This is a genomic window from Paraburkholderia sp. SIMBA_054 (genome assembly GCF_046534875.1).
In the GTDB taxonomy this organism is placed as follows: domain Bacteria; phylum Pseudomonadota; class Gammaproteobacteria; order Burkholderiales; family Burkholderiaceae; genus Paraburkholderia; species Paraburkholderia hospita.
The window spans coordinates 102,128-125,895 of the sequence record NZ_JAWRXV010000030.1 but is presented as its reverse complement, the minus strand read 5'-3'; the positions used below and the strand labels follow the sequence as shown (position 1 = coordinate 125,895).

The 23,768-nt window shown below is 63.9% G+C and carries 22 protein-coding genes; 12 read left to right on the top strand and 10 right to left on the bottom strand.

Annotated elements, in window-relative coordinates:
• Positions 1 to 297 precede the first annotated feature (297 nt).
• The gene (gene purM / locus SB822_RS31635; RefSeq protein ID WP_410856398.1) at positions 298 to 1,365 is read right to left on the bottom strand and encodes a phosphoribosylformylglycinamidine cyclo-ligase; all 1,068 of its coding nucleotides are present in this window, start codon (positions 1,363 to 1,365) and stop codon (positions 298 to 300) included.
• Between the two features lie 97 nt (positions 1,366 to 1,462).
• Between purM and SB822_RS31630 the strand changes: the two genes are divergently transcribed.
• The 8 genes from SB822_RS31630 to SB822_RS31595 all read left to right on the top strand — a co-directional run bounded on the left by SB822_RS31630 (position 1,463) and on the right by SB822_RS31595 (position 8,114).
• Positions 1,463 to 2,539 (top strand): AI-2E family transporter, encoded by a 1,077-nt coding sequence (locus tag SB822_RS31630; RefSeq protein ID WP_410856397.1) that lies wholly within the window; start codon positions 1,463 to 1,465, stop codon positions 2,537 to 2,539.
• 43 nt (positions 2,540 to 2,582) lie between these two features.
• Positions 2,583 to 3,365, top strand: a complete 783-nt coding sequence (hda, locus tag SB822_RS31625) for a DnaA regulatory inactivator Hda (RefSeq protein WP_410856396.1) — start codon at positions 2,583 to 2,585, stop codon at positions 3,363 to 3,365.
• Positions 3,358 to 4,044 (top strand): HAD family hydrolase, encoded by a 687-nt coding sequence (locus SB822_RS31620; protein WP_131238551.1) that lies wholly within the window; start codon positions 3,358 to 3,360, stop codon positions 4,042 to 4,044. The genes hda and SB822_RS31620 overlap by 8 nt, the downstream gene beginning before the upstream one ends.
• A complete protein-coding gene (pcnB, locus tag SB822_RS31615) occupies positions 4,041 to 5,663 on the top strand; it encodes a polynucleotide adenylyltransferase PcnB (RefSeq protein ID WP_410856395.1) in 1,623 nt (540 codons plus the stop codon). Before SB822_RS31620 ends, pcnB begins: the two co-directional genes overlap by 4 nt.
• A gap of 48 nt (positions 5,664 to 5,711) precedes the next feature.
• A complete protein-coding gene (gene folK, locus SB822_RS31610) occupies positions 5,712 to 6,275 on the top strand; it encodes a 2-amino-4-hydroxy-6-hydroxymethyldihydropteridine diphosphokinase (RefSeq protein WP_410856394.1) in 564 nt (187 codons plus the stop codon).
• An 11-nt stretch (positions 6,276 to 6,286) separates the two neighbouring features.
• Entirely contained in the window at positions 6,287 to 6,967 is a 681-nt protein-coding gene (locus SB822_RS31605; RefSeq protein ID WP_410856404.1) for a deoxynucleoside kinase, read from the top strand.
• 42 nt (positions 6,968 to 7,009) lie between these two features.
• Positions 7,010 to 7,825 (top strand): 3-methyl-2-oxobutanoate hydroxymethyltransferase, encoded by an 816-nt coding sequence (gene panB, locus SB822_RS31600; protein ID WP_410856393.1) that lies wholly within the window; start codon positions 7,010 to 7,012, stop codon positions 7,823 to 7,825.
• A gap of 157 nt (positions 7,826 to 7,982) precedes the next feature.
• Entirely contained in the window at positions 7,983 to 8,114 is a 132-nt protein-coding gene (locus tag SB822_RS31595) for a hypothetical protein (RefSeq protein ID WP_269138798.1), read from the top strand.
• Positions 8,115 to 8,147: 33 nt separating this feature from the next.
• On the opposite strand, the gene SB822_RS31590 is transcribed toward SB822_RS31595, so the two are convergent.
• From SB822_RS31590 to grpE, 5 genes are all read right to left on the bottom strand, one after another.
• Positions 8,148 to 10,028: a chorismate-binding protein gene (locus SB822_RS31590; RefSeq protein ID WP_410856392.1), complete on the bottom strand. Its 1,881-nt coding sequence runs from the start codon at positions 10,026 to 10,028 to the stop codon at positions 8,148 to 8,150.
• Between the two features lie 24 nt (positions 10,029 to 10,052).
• Positions 10,053 to 11,186 carry a molecular chaperone DnaJ gene (gene dnaJ / locus SB822_RS31585; protein ID WP_007578588.1) on the bottom strand — a complete coding sequence of 378 codons (1,134 nt, stop codon included), beginning with the start codon at positions 11,184 to 11,186 and terminating at the stop codon, positions 10,053 to 10,055.
• A 254-nt stretch (positions 11,187 to 11,440) separates the two neighbouring features.
• Entirely contained in the window at positions 11,441 to 13,390 is a 1,950-nt protein-coding gene (gene dnaK / locus SB822_RS31580) for a molecular chaperone DnaK (RefSeq protein ID WP_007578592.1), read from the bottom strand.
• 160 nt (positions 13,391 to 13,550) lie between these two features.
• The gene (locus SB822_RS31575) at positions 13,551 to 13,985 is read right to left on the bottom strand and encodes a thioredoxin family protein (RefSeq protein WP_410856391.1); all 435 of its coding nucleotides are present in this window, start codon (positions 13,983 to 13,985) and stop codon (positions 13,551 to 13,553) included.
• A 17-nt stretch (positions 13,986 to 14,002) separates the two neighbouring features.
• Positions 14,003 to 14,605: a nucleotide exchange factor GrpE gene (grpE, locus tag SB822_RS31570; protein WP_410856390.1), complete on the bottom strand. Its 603-nt coding sequence runs from the start codon at positions 14,603 to 14,605 to the stop codon at positions 14,003 to 14,005.
• Positions 14,606 to 14,952: 347 nt separating this feature from the next.
• On the opposite strand from grpE, the gene SB822_RS31565 reads away from it, so the two are divergent.
• Positions 14,953 to 15,114 carry a hypothetical protein gene (locus SB822_RS31565; protein ID WP_410856389.1) on the top strand — a complete coding sequence of 54 codons (162 nt, stop codon included), beginning with the start codon at positions 14,953 to 14,955 and terminating at the stop codon, positions 15,112 to 15,114.
• Here the strand turns inward: SB822_RS31565 and SB822_RS31560 are convergent.
• From SB822_RS31560 to hrcA, 3 genes are all read right to left on the bottom strand, one after another.
• Positions 15,086 to 15,493, bottom strand: a complete 408-nt coding sequence (locus SB822_RS31560; protein WP_410856388.1) for an RNA-binding S4 domain-containing protein — start codon at positions 15,491 to 15,493, stop codon at positions 15,086 to 15,088. The genes SB822_RS31565 and SB822_RS31560 overlap by 29 nt on opposite strands.
• Positions 15,494 to 15,568: 75 nt before the next feature.
• Entirely contained in the window at positions 15,569 to 16,639 is a 1,071-nt protein-coding gene (hemH, locus tag SB822_RS31555; protein ID WP_410856403.1) for a ferrochelatase, read from the bottom strand.
• Between the two features lie 149 nt (positions 16,640 to 16,788).
• On the bottom strand, positions 16,789 to 17,808 hold the full coding sequence (gene hrcA / locus SB822_RS31550) for a heat-inducible transcriptional repressor HrcA (RefSeq protein WP_007578598.1): 1,020 nt from the start codon (positions 17,806 to 17,808) through the stop codon (positions 16,789 to 16,791).
• Between hrcA and SB822_RS31545 the strand changes: the two genes are divergently transcribed.
• The 3 genes from SB822_RS31545 (at position 17,807) to recN (ending at position 20,748) form a co-directional block, all read left to right on the top strand.
• Positions 17,807 to 18,082, top strand: coding sequence for a hypothetical protein (locus tag SB822_RS31545; protein ID WP_144267849.1), 276 nt, complete (start codon positions 17,807 to 17,809; stop codon positions 18,080 to 18,082). The genes hrcA and SB822_RS31545 overlap by 2 nt on opposite strands.
• A gap of 7 nt (positions 18,083 to 18,089) precedes the next feature.
• The gene (locus SB822_RS31540; protein ID WP_410856387.1) at positions 18,090 to 18,992 is read left to right on the top strand and encodes an NAD kinase; all 903 of its coding nucleotides are present in this window, start codon (positions 18,090 to 18,092) and stop codon (positions 18,990 to 18,992) included.
• A gap of 88 nt (positions 18,993 to 19,080) precedes the next feature.
• On the top strand, positions 19,081 to 20,748 hold the full coding sequence (gene recN, locus SB822_RS31535) for a DNA repair protein RecN (protein ID WP_079486903.1): 1,668 nt from the start codon (positions 19,081 to 19,083) through the stop codon (positions 20,746 to 20,748).
• Positions 20,749 to 20,801: 53 nt separating this feature from the next.
• On the opposite strand, the gene glnE is transcribed toward recN, so the two are convergent.
• A complete protein-coding gene (gene glnE / locus SB822_RS31530; RefSeq protein WP_410856386.1) occupies positions 20,802 to 23,594 on the bottom strand; it encodes a bifunctional [glutamate--ammonia ligase]-adenylyl-L-tyrosine phosphorylase/[glutamate--ammonia-ligase] adenylyltransferase in 2,793 nt (930 codons plus the stop codon).
• Positions 23,595 to 23,768: the final 174 nt, after the last annotated feature.

Here is a 23,768-nt window from a genome sequence, read left to right as displayed (position 1 = left end):
ATGGGTCCCTTCACGAACTGATCGATCAGTTCCTTCGGAATGGACGGTAACGCTGTCTGCGCTTCGGTAGTCGTCTTAGGTTTGCGTGGCATACATGCTCCTTGAGCTACATGCTATGCCCTGAACACAAAATCTATGACAGACCCGGGGCGACGCTCGAAGGGGTAAGTCGTTGCGCGGATGCCAGCGAAAAGCCTGAAACACCGACCGGCAACGCCCCCATCAAAGTGCAAAAAGCGAAAAACAAAAAGCCGCCCAACTCCCGGACGGCTTCCCAAACGCTGCCTGAAAGGCAACTCAAACCACTACAGTCTGCGCCTCGCCTTCCTTGCTCTCACGCACGACACCGATCTTCCAGACCTGCTCGCCAGCGGCGGAAAGCAACCCCGCCGCCTTATCCGCGTCAGCAGCAGAAACAATCACAGCCATCCCGATCCCGCAATTGAACACCCGATGCATCTCCGCATCAGCCACACCACCGTGCTTCTGCAGCCATACGAACAGCGGCGGCAGCGGCCACGCACGATGATCCAGCTCGGCCGTCAGGCCTTCTCTTAGCACGCGCGGAATATTCTCAACCAGACCGCCGCCCGTGATATGCGCCATACCCTTCACTTCGAGCTGCTGCATCAACGCCAGCAAAGGCTTCACATAAATATGCGTAGGCGCCATCAACGCATCAGCAAGCGAACGCCCATCGAAATCAGCATTCAAATCCGGCTGAGCGCGCTCAATGACCTTCCGCACCAGCGAAAACCCATTCGAATGAATACCGCTCGACGCAAGACCCAGCACCACATCGCCCGGCACGATCTTGCTGCCGTCGATGATCTTGCTCTTTTCGACTGCGCCGACGGCAAAACCCGCCAGGTCATACTCGCCATCCGGATACATGCCCGGCATTTCCGCCGTTTCGCCGCCGATCAGCGCGCAGCCAGCCAGCTCGCAGCCCTGCGCAATGCCCTTCACGACCGTCGCGGCCGTGCCGACGTCCAGCTTGCCGCACGCGAAGTAGTCGAGGAAAAACAGCGGCTCGGCACCCTGCACCAGAATGTCGTTCACGCTCATCGCGACGAGATCCTGGCCGACTGTGTCATGCTTGTTCAGCTGAAACGCCAGCTTCAGCTTCGTGCCGACGCCGTCCGTGCCCGATACGAGCACCGGTTCCTTGTACTTCTTCGGCACTTCGAACAGCGCGCCGAACCCACCGATGCCGCCCAGCACGCCGTCGCGCAGCGTCTTCTTGGCAAAGGGCTTGATCGCGTCGACGAGGGCATCGCCCGCGTCGATGTCCACGCCCGCGTCGCGATACGACAAACCTTGGGCCGAATCAGGGGAATTCGGGGCGGATTTCGGTTGATTCATGGGGGGAGAGCTCGAAGGTCGGTAAAATGCGATTTTACCCGATGCCGGCCGCACGGCTGGAATTTGAGACGCCGACACGACACCTGGGAAACCCATTTTGCAGCAAAACAGTCCGATCCTCACGCCGTATCAGCGCCGCGCCTTTATCTGGCTTGCCATTGCGCTTGCCGTCGGCATTCTGCTCTGGCTGTTGAGCCCCGTGCTTACGCCGTTCCTGCTCGGCGCGATCCTCGCGTATATCCTCCAGCCGGGCGTCGCGTGGATGACCCGCCGACGCGTTCCGCGCGGCGTCGCCGCACTGCTGATGATCCTGTTCTTCGCCTTGATCGTCACGCTGCTGGGGCTACTCGTGCTGGGCGTCATCCAGAAAGAAGTGCCGCAACTCAAGCAGCAGGTGCCCTCGTTCTTCTCGCATCTGCATGGCTGGCTGCAGCCGAAGCTGGCGTTGCTGGGCATCATCGATCCGCTCGACTTCGCGAGCGTCCGCGACGTGGTGATGGGTCAGCTTGAAGGCAGCGCGCAGACGGTCGTGCTGTACGCGTGGACCTCGATTCGCACCAGTTCGAACGTGATGATCACGGTCGTCGGCAACGTCGTGATGGTGCCGCTCGTGCTGTTCTATCTGCTGTACGACTGGAACGCGATGCTCACGCGCCTGCGCGGCTTCATCCCGCGCCGCTTTTTCGCGAAGACGATTCATCTCGCGCGCGACATGGATCACATGCTGTCGCAATATCTGCGCGGCCAGTTGCTCGTGATGGGCGTGCTCGCCGTGTTCTATGCGGTCGCGCTGTATATCGCCGGGTTCGAGATCGCGCTGCCCGTGGGCATCTTCACGGGGCTCGCCGTCTTCATTCCGTATATTGGCTTCGCGACGGGCCTCGCGCTCGCGCTCCTCGCCGCGCTGCTGCAATTCGGCGACTGGTACGGGTTCGGCGCCGTCGCGGTGATCTACGGCATCGGACAGATACTCGAAAGTTTCTTCCTGACGCCGCGGCTCGTCGGCGAACGGATCGGGCTGCATCCGCTCGCGGTGATCTTCGCTCTGCTCGCGTTCGGCCAGCTGTTCGGCTTTTTCGGCGTGCTGATCGCGCTGCCCGTCAGCGCGATACTGTCTGTCGCGTTCCGCGAGTTGCGGCAGAGTTATCTGTCGAGCTCGCTTTACAAGAACTGATCGCTTATCGGTTCGCATATCGGTCATTAACGGCTTATCTATTGTGTCGCGCCAATTGACGCTCGATCTCGGCACCCCGCCGCCATCGACATTCGACAACTTCTTCGCCGGCGCCAACGCCGAGCTGGTCACGCGCCTGCGGGAGCTGGACGCGGCGCTCGCGGCCGGCCCGGTCGCGGACCGCACGTTCTACGCCTGGGGCGAGACGGGCAGCGGCCGCACGCATCTGCTGGAGGCGCTCGTGCATGAAGCGCCGCCGGGCCACGCGCGCTACGCCGGCCCGCAGAGCAGCCTCGCGGCTTTCGCCTTCGACCCCGCAGTCGCGCTGTATGCAATCGACGACTGCGACCGCCTGTCCGGCGCGCAGCAGATCGCGATGTTCAACCTGTTCAACGAAGTACGCGCTCATCCGACCAGCGCGCTCGTCGCCGCGGGCAACGCCGCGCCGATGGGCCTCGACGTGCGCGAAGACCTGCGCACGCGCCTCGGCTGGGGTCTCGTGTTCCATGTCGCGCCGCTCGCCGACGATGGCAAGGCGGCCGTTCTGAAGCGCGCGGCACGCGAACGCGGCATCAATCTCGCCGACGACGTGCCCGCTTATCTGCTCACCCATTTCCGCCGCGACATGCCGAGCCTGATGGCATTGCTCGACGCGCTCGACCGCTTTTCGCTCGAGCAGAAGCGCGCCGTCACGCTGCCGCTTTTGCGCACGATGCTCGCGTCGCCCGACGGCGCCAGCACTGCGAGCGGCACGGTCGAGGCCCCGCGTCGCGCGGCTGTCCAGGTCTCATCATCCGCTTCAAGTAAAATAGTCCCCCATGGCTAACCTCGCTCTCTTCGACCTCGATCACACGCTCATCCCCACCGACAGCGACCACGAATGGGGCCGCTTCATGGTGAAACTCGGCATTGTCGAAGCCGAAAGTTTCGCGCGTGAAAACGATCGCTTCTTTGCCGACTACAAGGCCGGCAAGCTCGACATTCATGCCTATCTGGTCGCGATGCTGACGCCGCTGGCGAAATACCCGCGCTCGCAGTTGAAAACGTGGCACGACCAGTACATGCATGAGGTCATCAAACCCGCCATCGTGCCCGCCGCGATGGAACTGGTGCGCAAGCATCGAGACGCGGGTGACCTGTGCTGCATGGTCACCGCGACCAACGAATTCATCACCGCGCCGATCGCCGAAGTCTTCGGCGTCGAGAAGCTGATCGCGTGCGAGGTGGAGACGATCGACGGTCACCCGGCATCGGACTACACCGGCTACCCGAAAGGCACGCCGAGCTACCGTGAAGGCAAGATCGTGCGCACGGAAGAATGGCTCACATCGCTGGGCAAAACATGGTCGGACTTCGAACGCAGTTATTTCTACAGCGATTCGCATAACGACATCCCGCTGCTCGAAAAGGTCACCGACCCGATCGCGACCAACCCGGACGACACGCTACGCGCGCATGCTCAGAAGCATGGCTGGCGCATCCTCGAACTCTTTCAACCCTCGTGATCAAGAAACTCATTCGCAAGCTGTTCGGACAGGACGCAGAGCCCGCTGACGAAGCCGCGCCGCCCACAGAAGCAGACGACTACGCTGTGCCGGAAGATCGTGCACACACCAGCCGCGCGCCCCGTACATCATCGAAAGGCAGCGCTGCAGCGTCGAAGGGAGGTACGCGTCGCAAGCCGGCCCCAGCAGCCGTGCCCGAGCCGGACGCACCCGTCATCATCTCGTCGGACATTCACGGCATCGACCCGTCGCTGATTTCGCGCAACGCGATCCGCGTGACGGAAGGCCTGCAACAGGCGGGCTTTCGCGCATTCATCGTGGGCGGCGCCGTGCGCGATCTGCTGCTAGGCATCGCGCCGAAGGACTTCGATGTCGCCACGGACGCCACGCCCGAACAGGTGCAGAAGCTGTTCCGCCGCGCGCGCATCATCGGGCGGCGCTTCCAGATCGTGCACGTACAGTTCGGCCAGGAAATCATCGAAACGTCGACGTTCCGCGCACTCGTGGACGCCCCGCCCGCTGACGCCGACGCCCCGCCGCCGCGCCGCCTGAAGCGCGACGAGCTGGACCGTCGCACGCATGCCGTCGATGCAAGCGGCCGCGTGCTGCGCGACAACGTCTGGGGCGAGCAGCACGAAGACGCCACGCGCCGCGACTTCACTGTCAACGCGATGTACTACGATCCCGCGACGCAAACCGTGCTCGACTATCACAACGGCATGGCCGATGTGCGCGCACGCTTGCTGCGCATGATCGGCGATCCGGCAACACGCTATCGCGAAGACCCGGTACGCATGCTGCGCGTCGTGCGCTTCGCTGCAAAGCTCGATTTCGATATCGACGAAGCGACGCGCGCGCCCATCACCGAACTCGCCGATCTGATCAACAACGTGCCCGCCGCGCGTCTGTTCGACGAGATGCTCAAGCTGCTGCTGTCGGGCCATGCGCTCGCGTGCCTGCAGCGTCTGCGCAAGGAAGGGCTGCATCACGGTCTGTTGCCGCTGCTCGACGTCGTGCTCGAACAGCCGCACGGCGAGAAGTTCATCACGCTCGCGTTGAACAACACCGACGCGCGCGTGCGTGCGGGCAAGCCGGTGTCGCCGGGCTTCCTGTTCGCCACGCTGCTGTGGCACGACATGCAGCAACGCTGGCAGCAGTACGAGGCGAACGGCGAATTCCCGGTCCCTGCGCTGCATCGCGCGATGGACGACGTGCTCGACATGCAGACCGAGAAGCTCGCCATTCACAAGCGCTTCTCGTCGGATATGCGCGAGATCTGGGGCCTGCAGCATCGCCTCGAAAAGCGCTCGGGCCGCAGCGCGCTGAAGCTGCTCGAACACCAAAGATTTAGAGCGGGGTATGATTTCCTCCTGTTGCGCTGCGAATCGGGCGAACTGGATGAGTCGGTTGGTTCGTGGTGGACGGAGTTCATCGAAGGAGACATCGCCGCACGCGAGGCACTGCTTACGCAAGGCGGGAAGGACCGGGCGCCCAGAAAACGACGGCGGCGTAGCAGCAGCCGAAACCGCAGCAAACAGGGCGACGGAATGGAGGGCGGCACGGCTTCAGGAAACCGCGCAGAAGACGATGCGAGCCACGACGGCCCGCATGAGGACTGACGCGTTTCCGGCGCGCGCCGTCGAACGCAAGTTGCAGGAAGTTATGCCATGACGGTTGCCTATCTCGGCCTCGGCGCGAACCTCGGGGACGCGCGCCAGACCCTGAAAGACGCGGTGGTGTGTCTCGCACAACAGCACACCGTCACCGTGCTCGCGAAATCGAGCCTTTATAGAACGGCCCCGATCGACGCGGGCGGCGACGATTATCTGAATCTCGTCGTCAAGCTCGAGACCGCGCTGCCCGTGCGCCATCTGCTCGCGCTGTGTCACAAGATCGAGCTTCACTTCGGCCGAGAGCGCCCCTTTCGCAACGCGCCGCGTACGCTCGATCTCGACATTCTGCTGTTTGGCGAACACGCCATCGACGAACCCGATCTGATCGTGCCGCATCCGCGCATGACGGAGCGTGCGTTCGTGCTCGTGCCGCTCGTCGAAATCGAACCCGCGCTGATCATCCCGCAACGCGGCCGCGCCGATGCGTTTCTGGCAGCCGTCGCCGATCAGCGCATCGAAAAGATGAAATCTCCGTGCCAATGCGTCGCCCCCAACGCGGCCGATGCATTCCGCACGGAAGACGCCAGGAACGATACGCCCAAGGGCGGCTGCCCATGAACTCCCTGCCGATGTCCGCCCCGCCGCTCACCGTCACGGCGCCCCACCTGCGTCCGCCGCACGGCTATCTGACGATCGAAGGGCCGATCGGCGTCGGCAAGACGTCGCTTGCGCGCCTGCTCGCGCAACGCTGGTCGATGCACGAGTTGTTCGAGCGTCCGCAGGACAATCCGTTTCTCGAGCGCTTCTATCGTGACACGTCGCGCTATGCACTGCCCGCGCAGCTGAGCTTCGCGCTGCAGCGCGCGCAGCAGGTGCAGGACATCAGCGCGCTGCGCACGGCAGGCACGCCGCTCATCACCGATTTCATGACGCAGAAGAACGACATCTTCGCGCGTCTGACGCTAGAGGACGACGAGTACCCGCTGTATCGCGCGCTCGCGGCGAAGCTGGATGTGCCCGGTCCGTCGCCGGATCTGATCATCTATCTGCAGGCGAGTCCCGAAGTGCTGTTCTCGCGCATTCAAAAGCGCGCGGTGCCGATGGAACTGCAGATTTCGGATGCGTACCTGCGCTCGCTGTGCGACGCATACAACGACTTCTTCTATCACTACGACGGTGCGCCCGTTCTCACGGTCAGCGCCGAACACCTGAATCCGCTCGAATCCGACGCGGACCTTGCTTTGCTCGTCGAGCGCATCGAAACGATGCGCGGGCGCAAGGAATTCTTTGTCAAAGGCGGCACGCTATAGCGTCTGGCTGTAGCGTGTAGCCGCGTTCCCAATGGATCACCCATGACCTATTTGCAGGAGACGAGCCGCAGCGCCGTCACCGTCCCGAAGCTCCAGGCGATGCGCGAAGCCGGCGACAAGATCGTGATGCTCACGTGCTACGACGCGAGCTTCGCGGCGCTGCTCGATCGCGCGGGCGTCGATTCGCTGCTGATCGGAGATTCGCTCGGCAACGTGCTGCAAGGCCAGAGCACGACGCTGCCCGTCACGATCGACGAAATCGCATATCACACGGCCTGTGTCGCGCGTGCGAAACCGTCGGCGCTGATCGTCGCCGACATGCCGTTCGGCACCTACGGCACGCCCGCCGATGCATTCACGAACGCCGTCAAGCTGATGCAGGCAGGCGCGCAGATGGTGAAGCTCGAAGGCGGCGAATGGCTCGCGGACACGGTACGCTTTCTGGTCGAGCGCTCGGTGCCCGTGTGCGGTCACGTCGGCCTCACGCCGCAGTCGGTGCACGCGTTCGGCGGCTTCAAGGTGCAAGGTAAGACGGAAGCGGGCGCGGCCCAGTTGCTGCGCGATTCGCGCGCGATGCAGGACGCAGGCGCGCAACTGCTCGTGATGGAAGCGATGCCGACGCTGCTCGCCTCCGAAGTCACGAAACAGTTGCGCATTCCGACGATCGGCATCGGTGCGGGCGTCGAGTGTTCGGGTCAGGTGCTGGTGCTGCACGACATGCTCGGCATTTTCCCCGGCAAGCGTCCGCGTTTCGTGAAAGATTTCATGCAGGGGCAGCCGAGCATTCTCGCTGCCGTCGAGGCGTACGTGCGGGCCGTCAAGGACGGTACGTTTCCTGGCCCTGAGCACACGTTCTGATTGATTCCGGCGGCGCTTCGATGCGCCGCTTTTCATTGGGGATGTGTGCGGAGCCGCCCGAACATCTTTAAGACCGGTCCGATTCGACCTGCAATCCGTGTCGTCTATCTTCGTTCTCCTTTCAACGCGCTCAACGCGCGCCAACGGAGATACGAACATGAGCCCCTTCTGCCTGATCGACGTCACGCGCATCCGTGACCACGGCAATCATCCCCACGAATACGACGCCACCTGGCATGCCCGCCTCGCCGCGTGGATCGGTCGCCTGTTTCACCGGCATCACGCCTGATGCGAGTTCCTGCCACGTTGCCGGCTAAACCATTCAAGCAATAATCCGCGCCGGCAACGCCCCACGCAGCGCATTGCAGAGTAGCAGCGCTTGCGCATTCAACACATTTTCCCGAGTCAGCACCCGTTCGCCGGCTTGCATGTCGGGATCGTCCAGCAGCACACCACGCATCACGCCCGGCAACACGCCCGACGACAAGGGCGGCGTCCACCATCGTCCATCCAGCATCACGAAAACGTTTGACCGACCGCCCTCGGTCAGCTCGCCGCGTTCGTTGAAGAACAACGTGTCGAACGCATCGTGCGATTCGGCTTCGCGCCAGCCGCGATCGTATTCCGCGCGACGCGTCGTCTTGTGCAGCAGCAGCGGATCGGACGCCTGCATCGTCGCGAAACCGTGATCGGGGCCGAGCAGCACGCCGACCACTTCTTCCGTCTGCGGCACGAGCGGCGCACACGTGATCTCCGCCGCGCCGGCTTTATCCAGCGTCAGCCGCATCCGGTGCGGCGTGGCGTTGCGCAGCGCCGCACATTGCGCAACGAGTTGCGCGCGCACGCTGTCTTCGTCGAACGCGAAGCCCAGCCACCGCGCGCTATGGCCAAGCCGTGCGAGATGCCGGTCGAGATGCCGCACGCCGCCTTCACGCGTTGCATACATCGTTTCGAACAGCTGGAATCCCGGGTCGGCTTCCGTCAGGAAACGTGCTTTCAATTTGCACTCCGCGTATTCGTCCTGCGCCACGCTATCGAGCACGATGCCCGCGCCGATGCCCATTTCGCCGTGCCGCGCTCCGTCCGGTGTGACGGCGCCGAGCGTCAGCGTGCGGATCGCCACCGACAGACAGAAATCGCCGCACTGCTTGCCGACTGTCTCGCCGAGATCCGGCTGGGCGTCAAGCCAGCCGATTGCACCCGTGTACAGCCCGCGCGGCGTGGATTCGAGTTGCTCGATCAACTGCATCGTCTTGTGCTTGGGCGCGCCCGTAATCGAGCCGCACGGGAAGAGCGCGCGCAGCACCTCGGCAAACGACGTGCGCGCCTGCAACGTCGCCGTCACGGTCGACGTCATCTGCCACAACGACTGATATGGCTCGATCGAAAACAGCGCAGGCGTTTTCACCGTGCCGGTTTCAGCGATTCGCGACAGATCGTTGCGCAGCAGATCGACGATCATCACGTTTTCCGCGCGGTTCTTCGGATCACTGGCGAGGAACTCGGCAGCCGCGCGATCCCGCTGCGCATCCGACGAACGCGCCGCGGTGCCCTTCATCGGCCGCGTGCGCAACGAAGCGCCCTTCTTCTCGACGAACAGCTCCGGCGAGCACGACACGACCCAGCGGTCGTCGGGTAACGCGATCAGCGCGCCGTAGTGAACCGACTGCCGCGCGCGCAGCCGCCGGAACAGCGCGGCGGGCGTGCCGAACACGTCGAAGTACAGCCGGTAGGTGTAGTTGATCTGATAGGAGTCGCCGGCGCGCAGCGCGTCGTGAATCGCGCCGATGGCCTGCGTGAACTGCGTTTCATCGACGCTCGCATGAACGCCGCCGATGCCCGCCACCGAAGGCTCGACGGCCGCGCTGTCGTAGAGCGCGAGCCATGTGTCGACCTCGTCGCGCGACATCTTCCGGCACGTGTCGAACAATAAAAAACGCAGCGTGCCATTGGCACGCTGCGTCTTCTGCTGCAAAGCCTGTCCAAATTCGTAGTCGGCCAGTACGACGGCGAACAGCCCGCTGTCGATATCGGCCGAAGCCGCCTCGCAGACGGCGTCCAGCTGCGCGCGGTCAGTGCAAACGTGCTCGCGACGAAACCCCGTGTACAGCCGGCTCGAACGGCGACTCGCAGTCGAGTCGCAGTCGTCGAGCAACGCGAACACGGAGCTTCCTTCGTGAGCCGCTGTTTCCTGAGCCGCCATGCATACCGCCAACGTCAGAACTCGTTAGTCGAAAAAGCTCTTGACGCGGTCGAACCAGCTCTTGCTCTGCGGGCTGTGACGCGCGCCGCCTTCCACGAGCGACTTCTCGAACTGTTGCAACAGGTCGCGCTGCGGTTCCGTGAGCTTGACAGGCGTTTCCACCTGAACATGCACGTACAGATCGCCCGCGATGCTCGAACGCAAACCCTTGATGCCCTTGCCGCGCAGCCGGAACGTCTTGCCCGACTGCGTGCCTTCCGGCACCGTGAAGCTCGCGCGGCCGGCAAGCGTCGGCACTTCGATCTCGCCGCCCAGCGCCGCCTTCGTGAACGGAATCGGCATCTGGCAATGCAGATCGTCGCCGTCGCGCTCGAACACGGCGTGCGCCTTGATGTGAATCTCGACGTACAGGTCGCCCGACGGACCGCCGTTGATGCCCGGCTCGCCGTTGCCAGCCGAACGGATACGCATGCCGTCGTCGATGCCCGCCGGAATCTTCACTTCCAGCGTCTTGGTTTCCTTGGTCTTGCCCGCGCCGTGGCAGTGCGTGCAAGGCTCGGGAATGTAGGTGCCCGTGCCGTGGCACTTCGGACACGTCTGCTGGATGCTGAAGAAACCTTGCGACATCCGCACCGCGCCCGAGCCGTTACAGGTCGGGCAGGTTTCCGGCTTCGTGCCCGGCTTCGCGCCCGAACCGTGACAGATTTCGCATGACACCCAGCTCGGCACGCGGATCTGCGTGTCGTAGCCGTGTGCGGCCTGCTCGAGCGTGATTTCCATGCTGTAGCGCAGATCGGCGCCGCGATACACCTGCGGACCGCCGCGGCCGCCGCGCCCACCGGCCGCTGCCTGGCCAAAGATGTCGCCGAAGATATCGCCGAATGCGTCGGCAAAACCGCCGAAACCCTGGGCGCCCGCACCCGCCATGTTCGGATCGACGCCAGCGTGGCCGTACTGGTCGTACGCTGCACGCTTTTGCGAATCCGACAGCATTTCATAGGCTTCCTTCACCTCTTTGAAATGCTCTTCCGCATCCTTGTTGCCCGGATTGCGGTCAGGGTGGTGCTTCATCGCGAGCTTGCGATAAGCCTTCTTGATTTCGTCGTCGCTCGCGTTCTTTGCAACGCCCAGAATCTCGTAGTAATCCCGTTTCGCCATATCGGTTCAACGCCATCCGCGCGATGCGGCGCGGCGGCTCCTCTTGAATGCTGGAGTCTCGCGACTCGTAAGGCTCTGGCCTCGACCGCAATTACGGGTCAAAAGCCGCGCCCTCCATAAAACAAATGTGCCCGGAGAGCCGAAAGGCTCGCCAGGCGCGTGATCGGTTCAGACGCCATGGAGGCGCTCAACCCTTTGCAGCCGGGCTGCGCACGGATGACATGCGCAGCCTTGCGGTCAGATAGCAACCCGGCTTAGTCCTTCTTTACTTCCTTGAACTCGGCGTCGACGACGTCGTCGGCCTGCTGGCTTTGGCCGGCCGCTGCTTCCGCACCGGCTGCGCCCGCACCTGCCGCGCCCGCTGCACCTTGCGCCTGCATGTCGGCGTACATCTTTTCGCCGAGCTTCTGCGAGGCCGTTGCAACCGTCTCGATCTTCGCTTCGATCGCAGCCTTGTCGCTCGAACCGCTCTTCAGCGTTTCTTCGAGGTCCTTCAGCGCGGCTTCGATCTTTTCCTTCTCGCCCGCGTCCAGCTTGTCGCCGTACTCGGTGAGCGCCTTCTTCGTGCTGTGCACCAGCGCATCGCCCTGGTTGCGGGCGTCGGCCAGTTCACGCAGCTTGTGATCTTCTTCCGCGTTCGCTTCCGCGTCCTTCACCATCTTTTCGATTTCGGCTTCGGTCAGACCCGAGTTCGCCTTGATCGTGATGCGGTTTTCCTTGCCCGTCGCCTTGTCCTTCGCGCCGACGTGCAGAATGCCGTTCGCGTCGATGTCGAAGCTCACTTCGATCTGCGGCACGCCACGCGGTGCGGGCGGAATGCCTTCCAGATTGAACTCGCCCAGCAGCTTGTTGCCCGCTGCCATTTCGCGCTCGCCCTGGAACACCTTGATCGTCACGGCGCCCTGATTGTCGTCCGCCGTCGAGTACACCTGAGCGTGCTTCGTCGGGATCGTGGTGTTCTTGTTGATCATCTTCGTCATCACGCCGCCGAGCGTTTCAATGCCCAGTGACAGCGGCGTCACGTCCAGCAGCAGCACGTCCTTGCGGTCGCCCGACAGCACCTGGCCCTGGATCGCCGCGCCGACAGCAACGGCTTCGTCCGGGTTCACGTCACGGCGCGGTTCCTTGCCAAAGAATTCCTTGACCTTCTCCTGCACCTTCGGCATACGCGTCTGGCCGCCGACGAGAATCACGTCGTCGATGTCGCTCACCTTCACGCCTGCGTCCTTGATCGCGACGCGGCACGGTTCGATCGTGCGCTCGATCAGGTCCTCGACCAGCGCTTCCAGCTTGGCGCGCGTGATCTTCAGGTTCAAGTGCTTCGGACCCGATGCGTCCGCCGTGATGTACGGCAGGTTGATTTCCGTCTGCTGACCCGACGACAGTTCGATCTTCGCCTTTTCAGCCGCTTCCTTCAGGCGTTGCAGCGCGAGCACGTCCTTCGACAGATCGACGCCTTGCTCTTTCTTGAACTCGCCGATGATGTAGTCGATGATGCGCTGGTCGAAGTCTTCACCGCCGAGGAACGTGTCACCGTTCGTCGACAGCACTTCGAACTGCATTTCGCCGTCGACGTCCGCGATTTCGATGATCGAGATGTCGAACGTGCCGCCGCCCAGGTCGAACACCGCAATCTTGCGGTCGCCCTTTTCGGCTTTGTCGAGGCCGAAGGCGAGCGCAGCAGCCGTCGGTTCGTTGATGATCCGCTTCACTTCCAGACCGGCAATGCGGCCTGCATCTTTCGTGGCTTGACGCTGGCTGTCGTTGAAGTACGCGGGAACCGTGATCACAGCTTCCGTGACTTCCTCGCCGAGGTAGTCTTCAGCCGTCTTCTTCATCTTGCGCAGCACTTCCGCCGAGATCTGCGACGGCGCGAGCTTTTGCCCATGCGCTTCGACCCAGGCATCGCCGTTGTCGTGCTTGACGATCTTGTAGGGCATCAGGCCGATGTCCTTTTGCACTTCTTTTTCTTCGAAGCGGCGGCCGATCAGGCGCTTGACCGCATACAGCGTGTTACGCGGATTGGTGACCGACTGACGCTTGGCGGGCGCGCCGACGAGGACTTCGTTGTCGTCCATGTAAGCGATGATCGACGGCGTGGTGCGCGCACCTTCCGAGTTCTCGATCACCTTGACCTGATTGCCTTCCATCAGCGCCACGCACGAATTCGTGGTGCCGAGGTCGATGCCGATGATTTTGCCCATTTTTACTAATCTCCTGACTTTGATCGCTGCGGGCATCGCTGGCTGGCCGATCCGGCCACCGGGCGTCCCGCCCTGAAATTCATCCTGCACTCAACATAAGTGCAGTCGCATCGTTTTCAAGACCCTTAATGCGATGCGGTCATTAAATTTTTTCAATCGACTAGCCGCCGATTGCGTCTTCGCCACTCGCTCCGACGCCGGCCGCCCCTACCGCAGCCGCGCGGATTTTCTCACGCGCCGCGGCGACGGCCGCTTCGAATTGTGCCAGCCCATGCCAGCCCGTCGCCCGCCCGAGACGCTTGCCCCGGTGAAAGAAGAACCACGTCGGCACGCCATGCAGCTGGAAGCGCCGGCCCAGCTCGCGATGCTCGTACACATTGCTGTGAAACCAGCGCAGCCCGAGCGCGCGGATCGCGTCCGGCTGCGCGAGCATCGCCTTCTTCGCGATTTCGCAGTTGAAGCAGTCCAGCCCCCAGAAGAACACCACGGCCAGGTCGTCGCCCACCGACTGAATGCCGGCGTCGAAGGTATCTGCCGTGAGTACCTGCATGTCGAAGTCCGCGAACGCAGTGCTGTCGACGGGAATGCCGGCCATGGCGGTGCGAGCGCCGCTTACTTCGGCGCCGCGACCGTGACCAGCGCCGGACGCAGCACGCGGTCGGCGATCACATAGCCCTTTTGCAGCACGGCGACCACAGTGTTCGGCTCCTGGTCGGCCGGGACCATCGAAATGGCCTGATGGCGATGCGGATCGAACTTCTCGCCAACGGGATTGAGAGCAACAACCTTGCCCCTCTCCAGCGCGCCCGTCAGCTGGCGCAGCGTCAGCTCGACGCCTTCGCGGACCTTCACGAGATCGTCGGAGGAGTGCGTGACGGCAGCTTCGAGGCTGTCGACGACGGGCAGCAGATGTTCGGCAAAGCTCTCGATGGCGAACTTGTGCGCCTTCGCGACGTCTTCCTGACCGCGGCGGCGAACGTTCTCCGTCTCCGCTTTGGCGCGCAGGAAGTTTTCCTGCATTTCGGCCAGCTTCGCCTGCGTTTCGGCCAGCGCGGCTTCGACGCCAGACGTTTCGGCTTGCTGTGCGCCGGCAGTTGCGTCGGGCTGTTGCGCCTGAGCCTGCGGCTCGCCCGATGCGGCCTCTGCGGCCTGGCGCGCGACTTCGTCGGCGGGCGTGGGATTCTGGCTCGTCGGATTCTCTTGCGTGTTTTCCATGTCGCTGAAATTCAAATAGATATGGCCAAGAAACGGCGGCAGTTTAACGGGACTCGCGCGATGAGCGTGGTGCCGATACAACATGCCGGCCGCGCATCAACGGTCCAAGTAAGGGTGCGTACGCCGTATTTCAAGGCTCCCGCCGATGCTTTTTGCACCTTGCAGGGGCCCGGAAATCTGGCCTAACAAGCATTTCGAGCGCGACATCATATTGAGATTGAGCGCGCTGCGCGAGTGTCTTAAACTCAACTAAAGCGTCCGAAAAGGCACGTTAACCCTAATCTGACGTACGGCTTACTACCAGCTGAATCGCCCGTTTCCGCTTGCAATCTCCATGGGGGAGTACCGTGAAACTGACCTTCGCTATATCGGTGGTCGCATTGGTACTCATCGCAGGCACCACGACCATCTGCATGTCGGGCGTCGTCAACGAACACACCACCGAATATGGTGGCGTTCATGCGACGATGGAACAGCTGTTCAACCCTCACGCGAAAATTTGTCCATGACGCGCCGGTCGCGCTTGGTCGGCCGCCCTTGCAATTCGGCGGCTGGCTCGCGATAGGTCTTGCGCCGCTCGTTCTCCTGCTGGCGTTTCTGCCTGCCCTCTTCGGTTTCCACGTAAAGCGTCTGCGCGACGCTCGCTGGCCCGCGCACGTCGCACACGCCGAGCACCTGGATCTGCCACACAATCCGTTCGATCTCGATCTCGACCAGATCGCCGACCCGCACATCTTTGGCCGGCTTCACCGTCGCGCCGCCGATCCGCACCCGGCCCTTCTCGACGGCATCGGTTGCCAGCGAACGCGTCTTGAAGAAGCGCGCCGCCCACAGCCATTTGTCGATGCGCAAACGAGCGCCCGGTTCGGTAGAAATCTTGTAGTTCATCAGTCCTTCTTCAGGCGCTTCCAGACGCCATGAGCCGATACACGAATGCAGATTGCATGCCGGATACGGAAAAATTCACGCAACGGACGCGCTTTGCGGCGCGCTCACCTGCACCGGCCAGCCTTGCAGATGCTGCGCGACGATCTCGCCGAGCGCCGCGATCCACGCGGACGACGCGTTCAGGCAGGGAATGGCGTGAAAAACTTTCCCACCCGCGTGCACGAATTCGTCGCGCACTTCCATGCCGATTTCCTCGATCGTCTCCAGACAATCCGCCGTAAAGCCCGGACAGAACACGTCCGCGCGATGCACACCCGCCGCGCCGAGCTCCTTGAGCGTCGGCGCCGTATAAGGCTGCAGCCATTCGGCCTTACCGAAGCGCGACTGAAACGTCACGCGGCATTCCACAGTTGTGAGCCCGAGCGCGTGCATCAGCAGCGACGCCGTCTGCTGACATTGCTCGTGATACGGATCGCCTAAGTCGAGCGTGCGCTTGGGCACGCCGTGAAAGCTCAGCACCAGCTTGTCGCCCGCCGCGAAGTCCGGGCGGCCGTGCGCATGCCAGTAATGGTTCACCTGCGCCGCGAGCGCCGCGATATAGGCGGGATGATCCGCGTACTGGCGAACGGTGCGGATTTCCGGCTGGTTGCGCATCCGCTTGAGCGCGGCGAACGCGTCGTCGAAAGCCGTGGCCGTGGTCGACGACGAATACTGCGGATACATCGGCATCAGCAGGATGCGTTCGGCGCCCGCCAGCTTCAGCTGGTTGAGCATGGCGGGAATGCCGGGCGTGCCATAGCGCATCGCGTAGTCGACGATCACCGTGTAGTCGTTCAGGTGCAGCAGATGCCGCAACCCTTCCACCTGCTTTTCCGTATGCACGCGCAGCGGCGAGCCTTCAGGCATCCACACGGCCGCGTACTTCTTCGCCGAGGCGACGCCGCGAAAGGGCAGGATCGACAGACGCAGGATGATTTGCCACACGAACGACGGAATCTCGACCACGCGCGGATCGGACAGAAACTGCGCGAGATAGCGCCGGACGGCGCGAGGCGTCGGCGCATCGGGCGTGCCGAGATTGATCAGCAACACGGCGACACGATGTGCCGCAGCATTCTGCGAGGGCCGCTCGAGGTCGAAGCGCATAGGCAAAGGGAAGAGCCGTGCAAGCGCGCGGCACGTAATGAATCGGGAAGCCCATTATAGCGGCGCGGTCTGCCGCCGATACCTGGCCGTTCGGCCAATTGGCACGGCGAAAAACGCCGCGCATGATGAACACCATGCCGAGCTCGACGCTACCCTTGGCTGAGCGTCATCGAAAGCAGGCGCGCGGTGATGTCGACGATGGGAATCACGCGGTTGTAGGCCATGCGCGTCGGGCCGATCACGCCGAGCGTGCCCACTATCTTGCCGTTCACTTCATACGGCGCGGTCACCACGCTCATTTCCTCGATCGGGACGAGGTTCGACTCGCCGCCAATGAAAATCTGCACGCCTTGCGCGTGGCTCGACACATCGAGCAACTGAAGGAGACTCGTCTTTTGATCGAATATATCGAACAGCTTGCGCAGCCGCGCCATGTCCGACGAAAGGTCGGCCACTTCGAGCAGATTGCGCTCGCCGGAAATCAGCACGGTTTCGCCTGTATCGGTGATGTCCGTGCTCGCGGTGACGGCTGCGTGCATCAGCGTCGTCATGTCGCCGCGCAGTTCGTCGATTTCTTCGCGCAGACGCAGGCGCACCTCGTCGAACGACAGGCCCGCGAAGTGCGCGTTGATGTAGTTGGCTGCCTCGGTGAGCTGCGACGGCGAGAAATCGCGCTGCGTCGCCATGATGCGGTTCTGTACGTCGCCTTCCGGCGTCACGATGATCAGCAGGATGCGCTTGTCGGACAGGCGCAGAAATTCGATCTGCTTGAACACGTGGCTGCGGCGCGGCGTCAGGATCACGCCCGCGAACTGCGACAGGTTGGACAGCACGCTCGCGGCGGCCGCGACCACCTTCTGCGGCTCGCCCGGCTGCAGCGTGGTCTTCACCGCGCGCATCACGGCGTCCTCGTCGGCGGCCGACTCGACGGTGAGCATCGTGTCGACGAAAAGCCGGTAGCCTCGCGGCGTGGGAATGCGTCCCGCCGACGTATGCGGACTGATGACGAGCCCCAGCTCCTCCAGATCGGACATCACGTTGCGGATCGTCGCCGGGCTCAGTTCGAGCCCGGAGTACCGCGAAAGCGTGCGCGAGCCGACCGGCTGACCTTCGGCGATATACCGCTCGATCAGCGTTTTCAGAAGGGTTTGTGCGCGAGGATCTAGCATGGCGAAAAATTTTAGCGTAACCACCGCATCGCGGCGAGCGCGCGGCGGCACGCGGCGCGGCGGCTTGACAGCCGTGCGCGCCCTGCGCGGCACCCCGCCCGCGCACAAGCCGCATCGCATGGATCCAGACAGTCGTCACATCTGTCATGAGGACTTCACCATTCTAACGACAATCGGGCGAAGGCTGGCCGGCATCGCGCGGCCGTCGCGTGTCAGCCCCGACGGGCGTGGCGCCGCCTTCGACGGTTCTTTTCACGTCGCACCTATGGTGTAATGCCGGCATGCAAGCTAACAGCCAGTTCAAGACCGTTGCGCTCGTCGGGCGCAGCAATACGCCGGGCATCGGGGAACCGCTGACCGCGCTCGCCGCGTGCATCGGGAAGCTCGGCTTCGACGTCGTGTTCGAGGCGGAAACCGCGCAGGAAATCGGCGCGACGCAATGGCCTGCGCTGCGCGTGGCAGAAATCGGCGCGCGCGCGGACGTTGCCATCGTGCTCGGCGGCGACGGCACAATGCTGGGCATCGGCCGGCAACTGGCGCCGTACAGGACGCCGCTGATCGGCATCAATCACGGGCGGCTGGGCTTCATCACCGACATCCCGTTCACCGACATGCGCGAGATCATTCCGCAGATGCTGTCGGGCACCTTCGAGCGCGAAGAGCGCACGCTGCTTGAATCGCGGATCATGCGCGACGGCCAGCCCATTTACCATGCGCTCGCCTTCAACGACGTCGTCGTGAACCGTTCGGGCTTTTCGGGCATGGCGGAACTGCGCGTTTCCGTGGATGGCCGCTTCATGTACAACCAGCGCTCGGACGGGCTGATCGTCGCGACGCCGACGGGCTCGACAGCTTACGCGCTGTCGTCGCAAGGGCCGATTCTGCATCCGCAGTTGCAAGGCCTCGTGCTCGTGCCGATCGCGCCGCATGCGTTGTCGAACCGCCCTATCGTGATACCGGACGACTCCAAGGTCAGCATCCAGATCATCTCGGGCCGCGACGTCAACGTGAACTTCGACATGCAGTCGTTCACCGCGCTCGAACTGAACGACACGATCGACGTGCGCCGCTCGCGCCATACGGTGCCTTTCCTGCATCCCGTCGGCTACAGCTATTACGCGACGTTGCGCAAGAAGCTGCACTGGAACGAGTATCCGTCGCACGAAGACGATCCACGCGACTGAATTCTCGCCAGCGCCGCCTGCTGCCAGGCCCGAGCGTAACGACAACACACCACACCAACTCACGCCAGCCACGCCACACAGACGAGCCATGCTCCGCCACCTCTCGATACGCGACTTCGTCATCGTCGCCGCGCTCGATCTTGAATTCGACAGCGGCTTCACAGTCTTTTCCGGCGAAACGGGTGCCGGCAAATCCATTCTCATCGACGCGCTTGCGCTGGCGCTCGGCGCACGCGCCGATGCGAGCGTCGTGCGCAACGGCGAGGCGCGTGCGGACATCACGGCCGAGTTCGACACGCATCCGGACGTCGACGCATGGCTCGATGAACAGGCGCTTGCCGCCATCGAGACGGAGCACGGCAATACGGTGATGCTGCGCCGCGTGGTCGACGGCAACGGCCGCTCGCGGGCTTTCATCAACGGCACGGCGGCGACGCTCACGCAATTGCGCGAACTCGGCGAAATGTTCGTCGATATTCACGGCCAGCACGCGCATCAACTGCTGATGCGGCCCGATGCGCAGCGCGAACTGTTCGACACGCATGCCGGGCTGCTCGACACGAAGGCCGCCGTGACCCGCGCATGGCGCACCTGGCGCGATGCGGCGCAGGCCGTCGAAACCGCGCAGAGCAAGGACCGCGAACTGCAACTCGAACGCGAGCGTCTTGCATGGCAGCTCGCGGAACTCGACAAGCTCTCGCCGCAGCCCGGCGAGTGGGAAGAGGTCAACGTCGAGCACCGGCGGCTGTCGCATTCGGCAAATCTGATCGACGGCGTGCAGGCAGCGCTGTCCGCGCTGTCCGAATCGGACGAAGCGATGCTCGGTCATCTGTCGTCCGTCATCTCCAAGGTGCGCGATCTCGCCGAGATCGATCCCGCGCTGAACGACGCCCTCGCCGCGCTCGAACCCGCCGAAATCCAGTTGCAGGAAGCCGCGTACTCGCTGAGCCACTACGCGCAGCGGCTGGAACTCGATCCCGACCGGCTCGCCCAGGTCGAGAAGCGCCTCGACGCGCTGCATTCGGCGGCTCGCAAATTCCGGCTGCAACCGGAAACCTTGCCGCAAGAACATGAAGAGCGCCGCGAGCAGCTCGCGAAACTCGACGCCGCCGCCGATCTCGACGCGCTGCGCGCCGCCGAGGCGAAGGCGAAAGACGCGTATCTCGCCGACGCCAAGGTGCTGTCGAAGGCGCGCGCGAAAGCCGCGAAGGCGCTGGGCGCTGCGGTGACGACGGGCATGCAGGAACTGTCGATGGCGGGCGGCAGCTTCGAAGTCGCGCTCGTGCCGCTGCCCGACGGTGGCGCGCATGGCATGGAACAGATCGAATTCCGCGTCGCGGGCCATGCGGGCGTGCCGTTGCGGCCGCTGGCGAAGGTGGCCTCGGGCGGCGAACTCGCGCGTATCAGTCTCGCGCTCTCGGTGATCGCGAGCGCGGCCAGCCCAACGCCGACGCTGATCTTCGACGAAGTGGACACGGGGATCGGCGGCGGTGTCGCGGAAGTGGTCGGGCGCCTCCTGCATCAGCTCGGCGAGCAGCGCCAGGTGCTATGCGTGACGCACCTCCCGCAAGTCGCGGCGCGCGGCGATCACCACTTCCAGGTCGCGAAAAGCAGCAAGGGCAAGAACGGCACGGTCAGCACGGTGACATCGCTGGACAAGACGAGCCGTATCGAAGAAGTCGCGCGCATGCTCGGCGGCCTGGCAATCACGGCCACCACGCGCAAGCACGCGAAGGAAATGCTCACGACGGCGTGAAACGCCCGTCATGGCGCGGCGCGGGCTTCAACACTCCGCGCCAGCGCGCAACCTCATCCAAACACCCGCCGCCACAGCCGCAGCACGGCCTCGCGTTCGTTCTCGACGGCGTGAGGCTCGACGCGAGCCTTCTCCATGCCGTCGAGCCGCAGCTTGTGCTGCAGCTTCCGATACGTCCGGTAAGCCGCGCCCACGGTATCGGCCTCCTCGCCGCTCATCAGCCCGAAGCGCGACACCTCGCGCAACAGCGCGATATTGCCCGTATTGCGGATTAGCTCGGGATCGCGCGCCGCGTGCAGCAGCACCCAGTACTGCACGGTGAACTCGATGTCGACCATGCCGCCGCGATCGTGCTTCAGATCGAACAGCTCGGTCCGGTTCGGATGGCCTTCCTCGACGCGCCGCCGCATGTCGACGATCTCGGCGGCGAGCGTCGCGGCGTCGCGCGGCGTCGTCAGCACCTGTTCGCGGATCGCCTCGAACTGCGCGCCGACAGCGGGATCACCCGCACAGTAGCGGGCGCGCGTCAGCGCCTGGTGTTCCCAGACCCATGCCGTATTGGCGGCATCGCCCTCGCGCAGCTGATAGCGGCGGAACGCGTCGAGATCGGTCACGAGCAGGCCCGATTCGCCGTTCGGACGCAGCCGCAAGTCGACGTCGAACAGCGTGCCCGCGCCCGTCGCCGTCGTGAGCCACGTGATCAGGCGGCGCGTGAAGGTCGCGTAGATGTCGGATGCGTTGTCGTCCGGATCGTCGTACAGGAAGATCAGGTCGAGGTCTGACGCGTAGCCGAGCTCCTTTCCGCCCAGCTTGCCGTACGCGATGATCGCAAAGCGCGGCACCGCACGATGGCGCTTGGCCAACTGGTTCCAGACGGCCTCGATGGTCGCGTCGAGCACGGCATCCGCGAGTTCGGACAGGCGGTCGCTGACATGCTCGACGCTCAGCTTGCTAGCCAGATCGATCAGCAGAATGCGGAACACCTCGGCCTGATGCGCGTGACGCAGCAGATCCATCTGCTGCTCGACGCCGTCGGCGGCCGCGAGCCGCGCGCGCAGCGTGCGCTTGAACTCCGGCCAGTCGAACGGGCTCGCCATCGCTTCGTCGTCGAGCAGTTCGTCGAGCAGTTGCGGATGGCGGATCAGGTAGCCCGCCGCCCAGCGCGACGCGCCCAGTACCGACAGCACGCGGTGCAGCGCCTGCGGATATTCTGTCAGCAGCGCAAGATAGGCCCCGCGCCGCCCGATGGCTTCGAGCAGATCGAACAGGCGCACGAGAATATCGCCGCGCCGCTCGGCAGGCTCCAGCGTGTGCGCAGCCTCGAGCGCGCGCTGCGCGACGATGTCGAAGCGTTGGCGGCTGCGCTCCGCAAGCCCCGCATAGCGCGACGACTGCCACACAGCCTTCAGGCGCGCGAGCAACTCGGCGGGGTGCTCGATGCCAAGCTCGACGAGCCGCGCGGCGAGCGCTTCATCGGCGCTGTCGTCGGCGAGCGCGCTGCTCCAGACCCACACGGCCGCGCCGTCTTCGCGCGCGCCGCAGCCGCCTTGCCCACTCACCTTGTCGGCGAATATCTGGTCGAACTGCTGCTCGACCAGTTCGCGATGCGCTTCGAGCTTCGTCATCAGCGACGCGTAATCGTCGAAACCCATCGCCTGCGCGAGATGCACGCGCTCGGTCGGATCGACGGGCATTGCGTGGGTTTGCGCGTCGTTTCTATATTGCAGACGGTGCTCGAGGTCGCGCAGAAACAGATACGCGCTCGTCAGGTCCGCGCACACGCCCGGCGAAATAAGACCGCGCGCCGCCGCGTGGCGCAGCACGACGAGCGTCGGCCGCACGCGAAAGCCCGCGTCCTGGCCGCCGCGTATCAACTGGAACACCTGCGCGCTGAATTCGATCTCGCGGATACCGCCGCGGCCGAGCTTGATATCGTCGGCCTTGTCGGGGCGCATCGACGCGCGCCGCTGCGCCTCCTGGCGAATCTGCAGATGCAGCGAACGGATCGCGCTGATCACGCCGAAGTCCAGATAGCGCCGGTAGATGAACGGCTTCACGATCGCGTCGAGCTGCTTCGACAGCCGGCGCGCCGAATTGGTGGCGTGCTCGGACACGAGACGGCCCTTGATCCACGCGTAGCGCTCCCATTCCCTGCCCTGCACGTAGAAATACTCTTCGAGCATGCCGAGGCTGCACACGAGCGGCCCCGAGTCGCCGTTCGGCCGCAGCCGCATGTCGACGCGAAACACGTAGCCGTCCGCTGTCACCTCGGCGAGCGCCGCGATCAGCCGCTTGCCGACGCGCGTGAAGAAGTCCTGGGTGGCAATGGGCGAACGCTGGCCGCCCGTCGTCTCGCCGTCGTCCTCGTAGACGAAGATCAGATCGATATCCGACGACACGTTCAGCTCGCGCCCGCCCAGCTTGCCCATGCCGACCACGCCCAGCGACAAACGCTCGCCCTGCGTGCCGCGCGGCTCGCCATAAAGTGCTTCGAGATCGGCGCTGACTACAGCCATCGCGCGCTGGACCGTCGCTTCGGCGAGATCGGTCATTGTGCCCGTCACTTCCGCCACGTCGGCTGCGCCGGACAGGTCGCGCTCCATCACGGCGCAGAACACTTCTGCGCGAAGCTGGCGCAGCGCCTTTTTCAGTGCGTCTTCGGATAGTTGCGCATCGGGCGTCGCGCGCAGCGCGTCCGTCAGCGCGTCGAGGCGCTCGTCGATCCGCTCGCGGCTGATGGGCGCCCCCGCCAGCGCCGCGACGCGCGACGCGAGACCGTCGTGCGCCGCATAGGCACGCGACGCGTAGTACGAATAGCTGGAACTCAACAGGGATGGTTCGGTCATCAAAGATCTGGCTCGCTGGTTGCTTGGGTTCCTGCCTCGGGCCGTCGCAGCCGTAGCTCGCTCACGCTGCCGACACCCCGTGTGGCCTTGTCCACACAGGCCGCACCTTAAGTCCGTGGCCGCTGGCCCGTGTGATACATTTCGTGATTAGACCGCAAAACTAACATACGCCGA

Bases quoted from the DNA above. Each gene is read 5' to 3' on its own strand.
- SB822_RS31595 (WP_269138798.1), top strand. From the start codon at position 7,983: ATGAGCCCCTTCTGCCTGATCGACGTCACGCGCATCCGTGACCACGGC.
- SB822_RS31575 (WP_410856391.1), bottom strand. From the start codon at position 13,985: ATGGCCGGCATTCCCGTCGACAGCACTGCGTTCGCGGACTTCGACATG.
- SB822_RS31605 (WP_410856404.1), top strand. From the start codon at position 6,287: ATGTCCGCCCCGCCGCTCACCGTCACGGCGCCCCACCTGCGTCCGCCG.
- dnaK (WP_007578592.1), bottom strand. From the start codon at position 13,390: ATGGGCAAAATCATCGGCATCGACCTCGGCACCACGAATTCGTGCGTG.
- grpE (WP_410856390.1), bottom strand. From the start codon at position 14,605: ATGGAAAACACGCAAGAGAATCCGACGAGCCAGAATCCCACGCCCGCC.
- hemH (WP_410856403.1), bottom strand. From the start codon at position 16,639: ATGCGCTTCGACCTCGAGCGGCCCTCGCAGAATGCTGCGGCACATCGT.
- SB822_RS31540 (WP_410856387.1), top strand. From the start codon at position 18,090: ATGCAAGCTAACAGCCAGTTCAAGACCGTTGCGCTCGTCGGGCGCAGC.
- hrcA (WP_007578598.1), bottom strand. From the start codon at position 17,808: ATGCTAGATCCTCGCGCACAAACCCTTCTGAAAACGCTGATCGAGCGG.
- SB822_RS31590 (WP_410856392.1), bottom strand. From the start codon at position 10,028: ATGGCGGCTCAGGAAACAGCGGCTCACGAAGGAAGCTCCGTGTTCGCG.
- SB822_RS31620 (WP_131238551.1), top strand. From the start codon at position 3,358: ATGGCTAACCTCGCTCTCTTCGACCTCGATCACACGCTCATCCCCACC.
- folK (WP_410856394.1), top strand. From the start codon at position 5,712: ATGACGGTTGCCTATCTCGGCCTCGGCGCGAACCTCGGGGACGCGCGC.
- SB822_RS31545 (WP_144267849.1), top strand. From the start codon at position 17,807: ATGGCGAAAAATTTTAGCGTAACCACCGCATCGCGGCGAGCGCGCGGC.
- panB (WP_410856393.1), top strand. From the start codon at position 7,010: ATGACCTATTTGCAGGAGACGAGCCGCAGCGCCGTCACCGTCCCGAAG.
- SB822_RS31560 (WP_410856388.1), bottom strand. From the start codon at position 15,493: ATGAACTACAAGATTTCTACCGAACCGGGCGCTCGTTTGCGCATCGAC.
- glnE (WP_410856386.1), bottom strand. From the start codon at position 23,594: ATGACCGAACCATCCCTGTTGAGTTCCAGCTATTCGTACTACGCGTCG.
- dnaJ (WP_007578588.1), bottom strand. From the start codon at position 11,186: ATGGCGAAACGGGATTACTACGAGATTCTGGGCGTTGCAAAGAACGCG.
- purM (WP_410856398.1), bottom strand. From the start codon at position 1,365: ATGAATCAACCGAAATCCGCCCCGAATTCCCCTGATTCGGCCCAAGGT.
- recN (WP_079486903.1), top strand. From the start codon at position 19,081: ATGCTCCGCCACCTCTCGATACGCGACTTCGTCATCGTCGCCGCGCTC.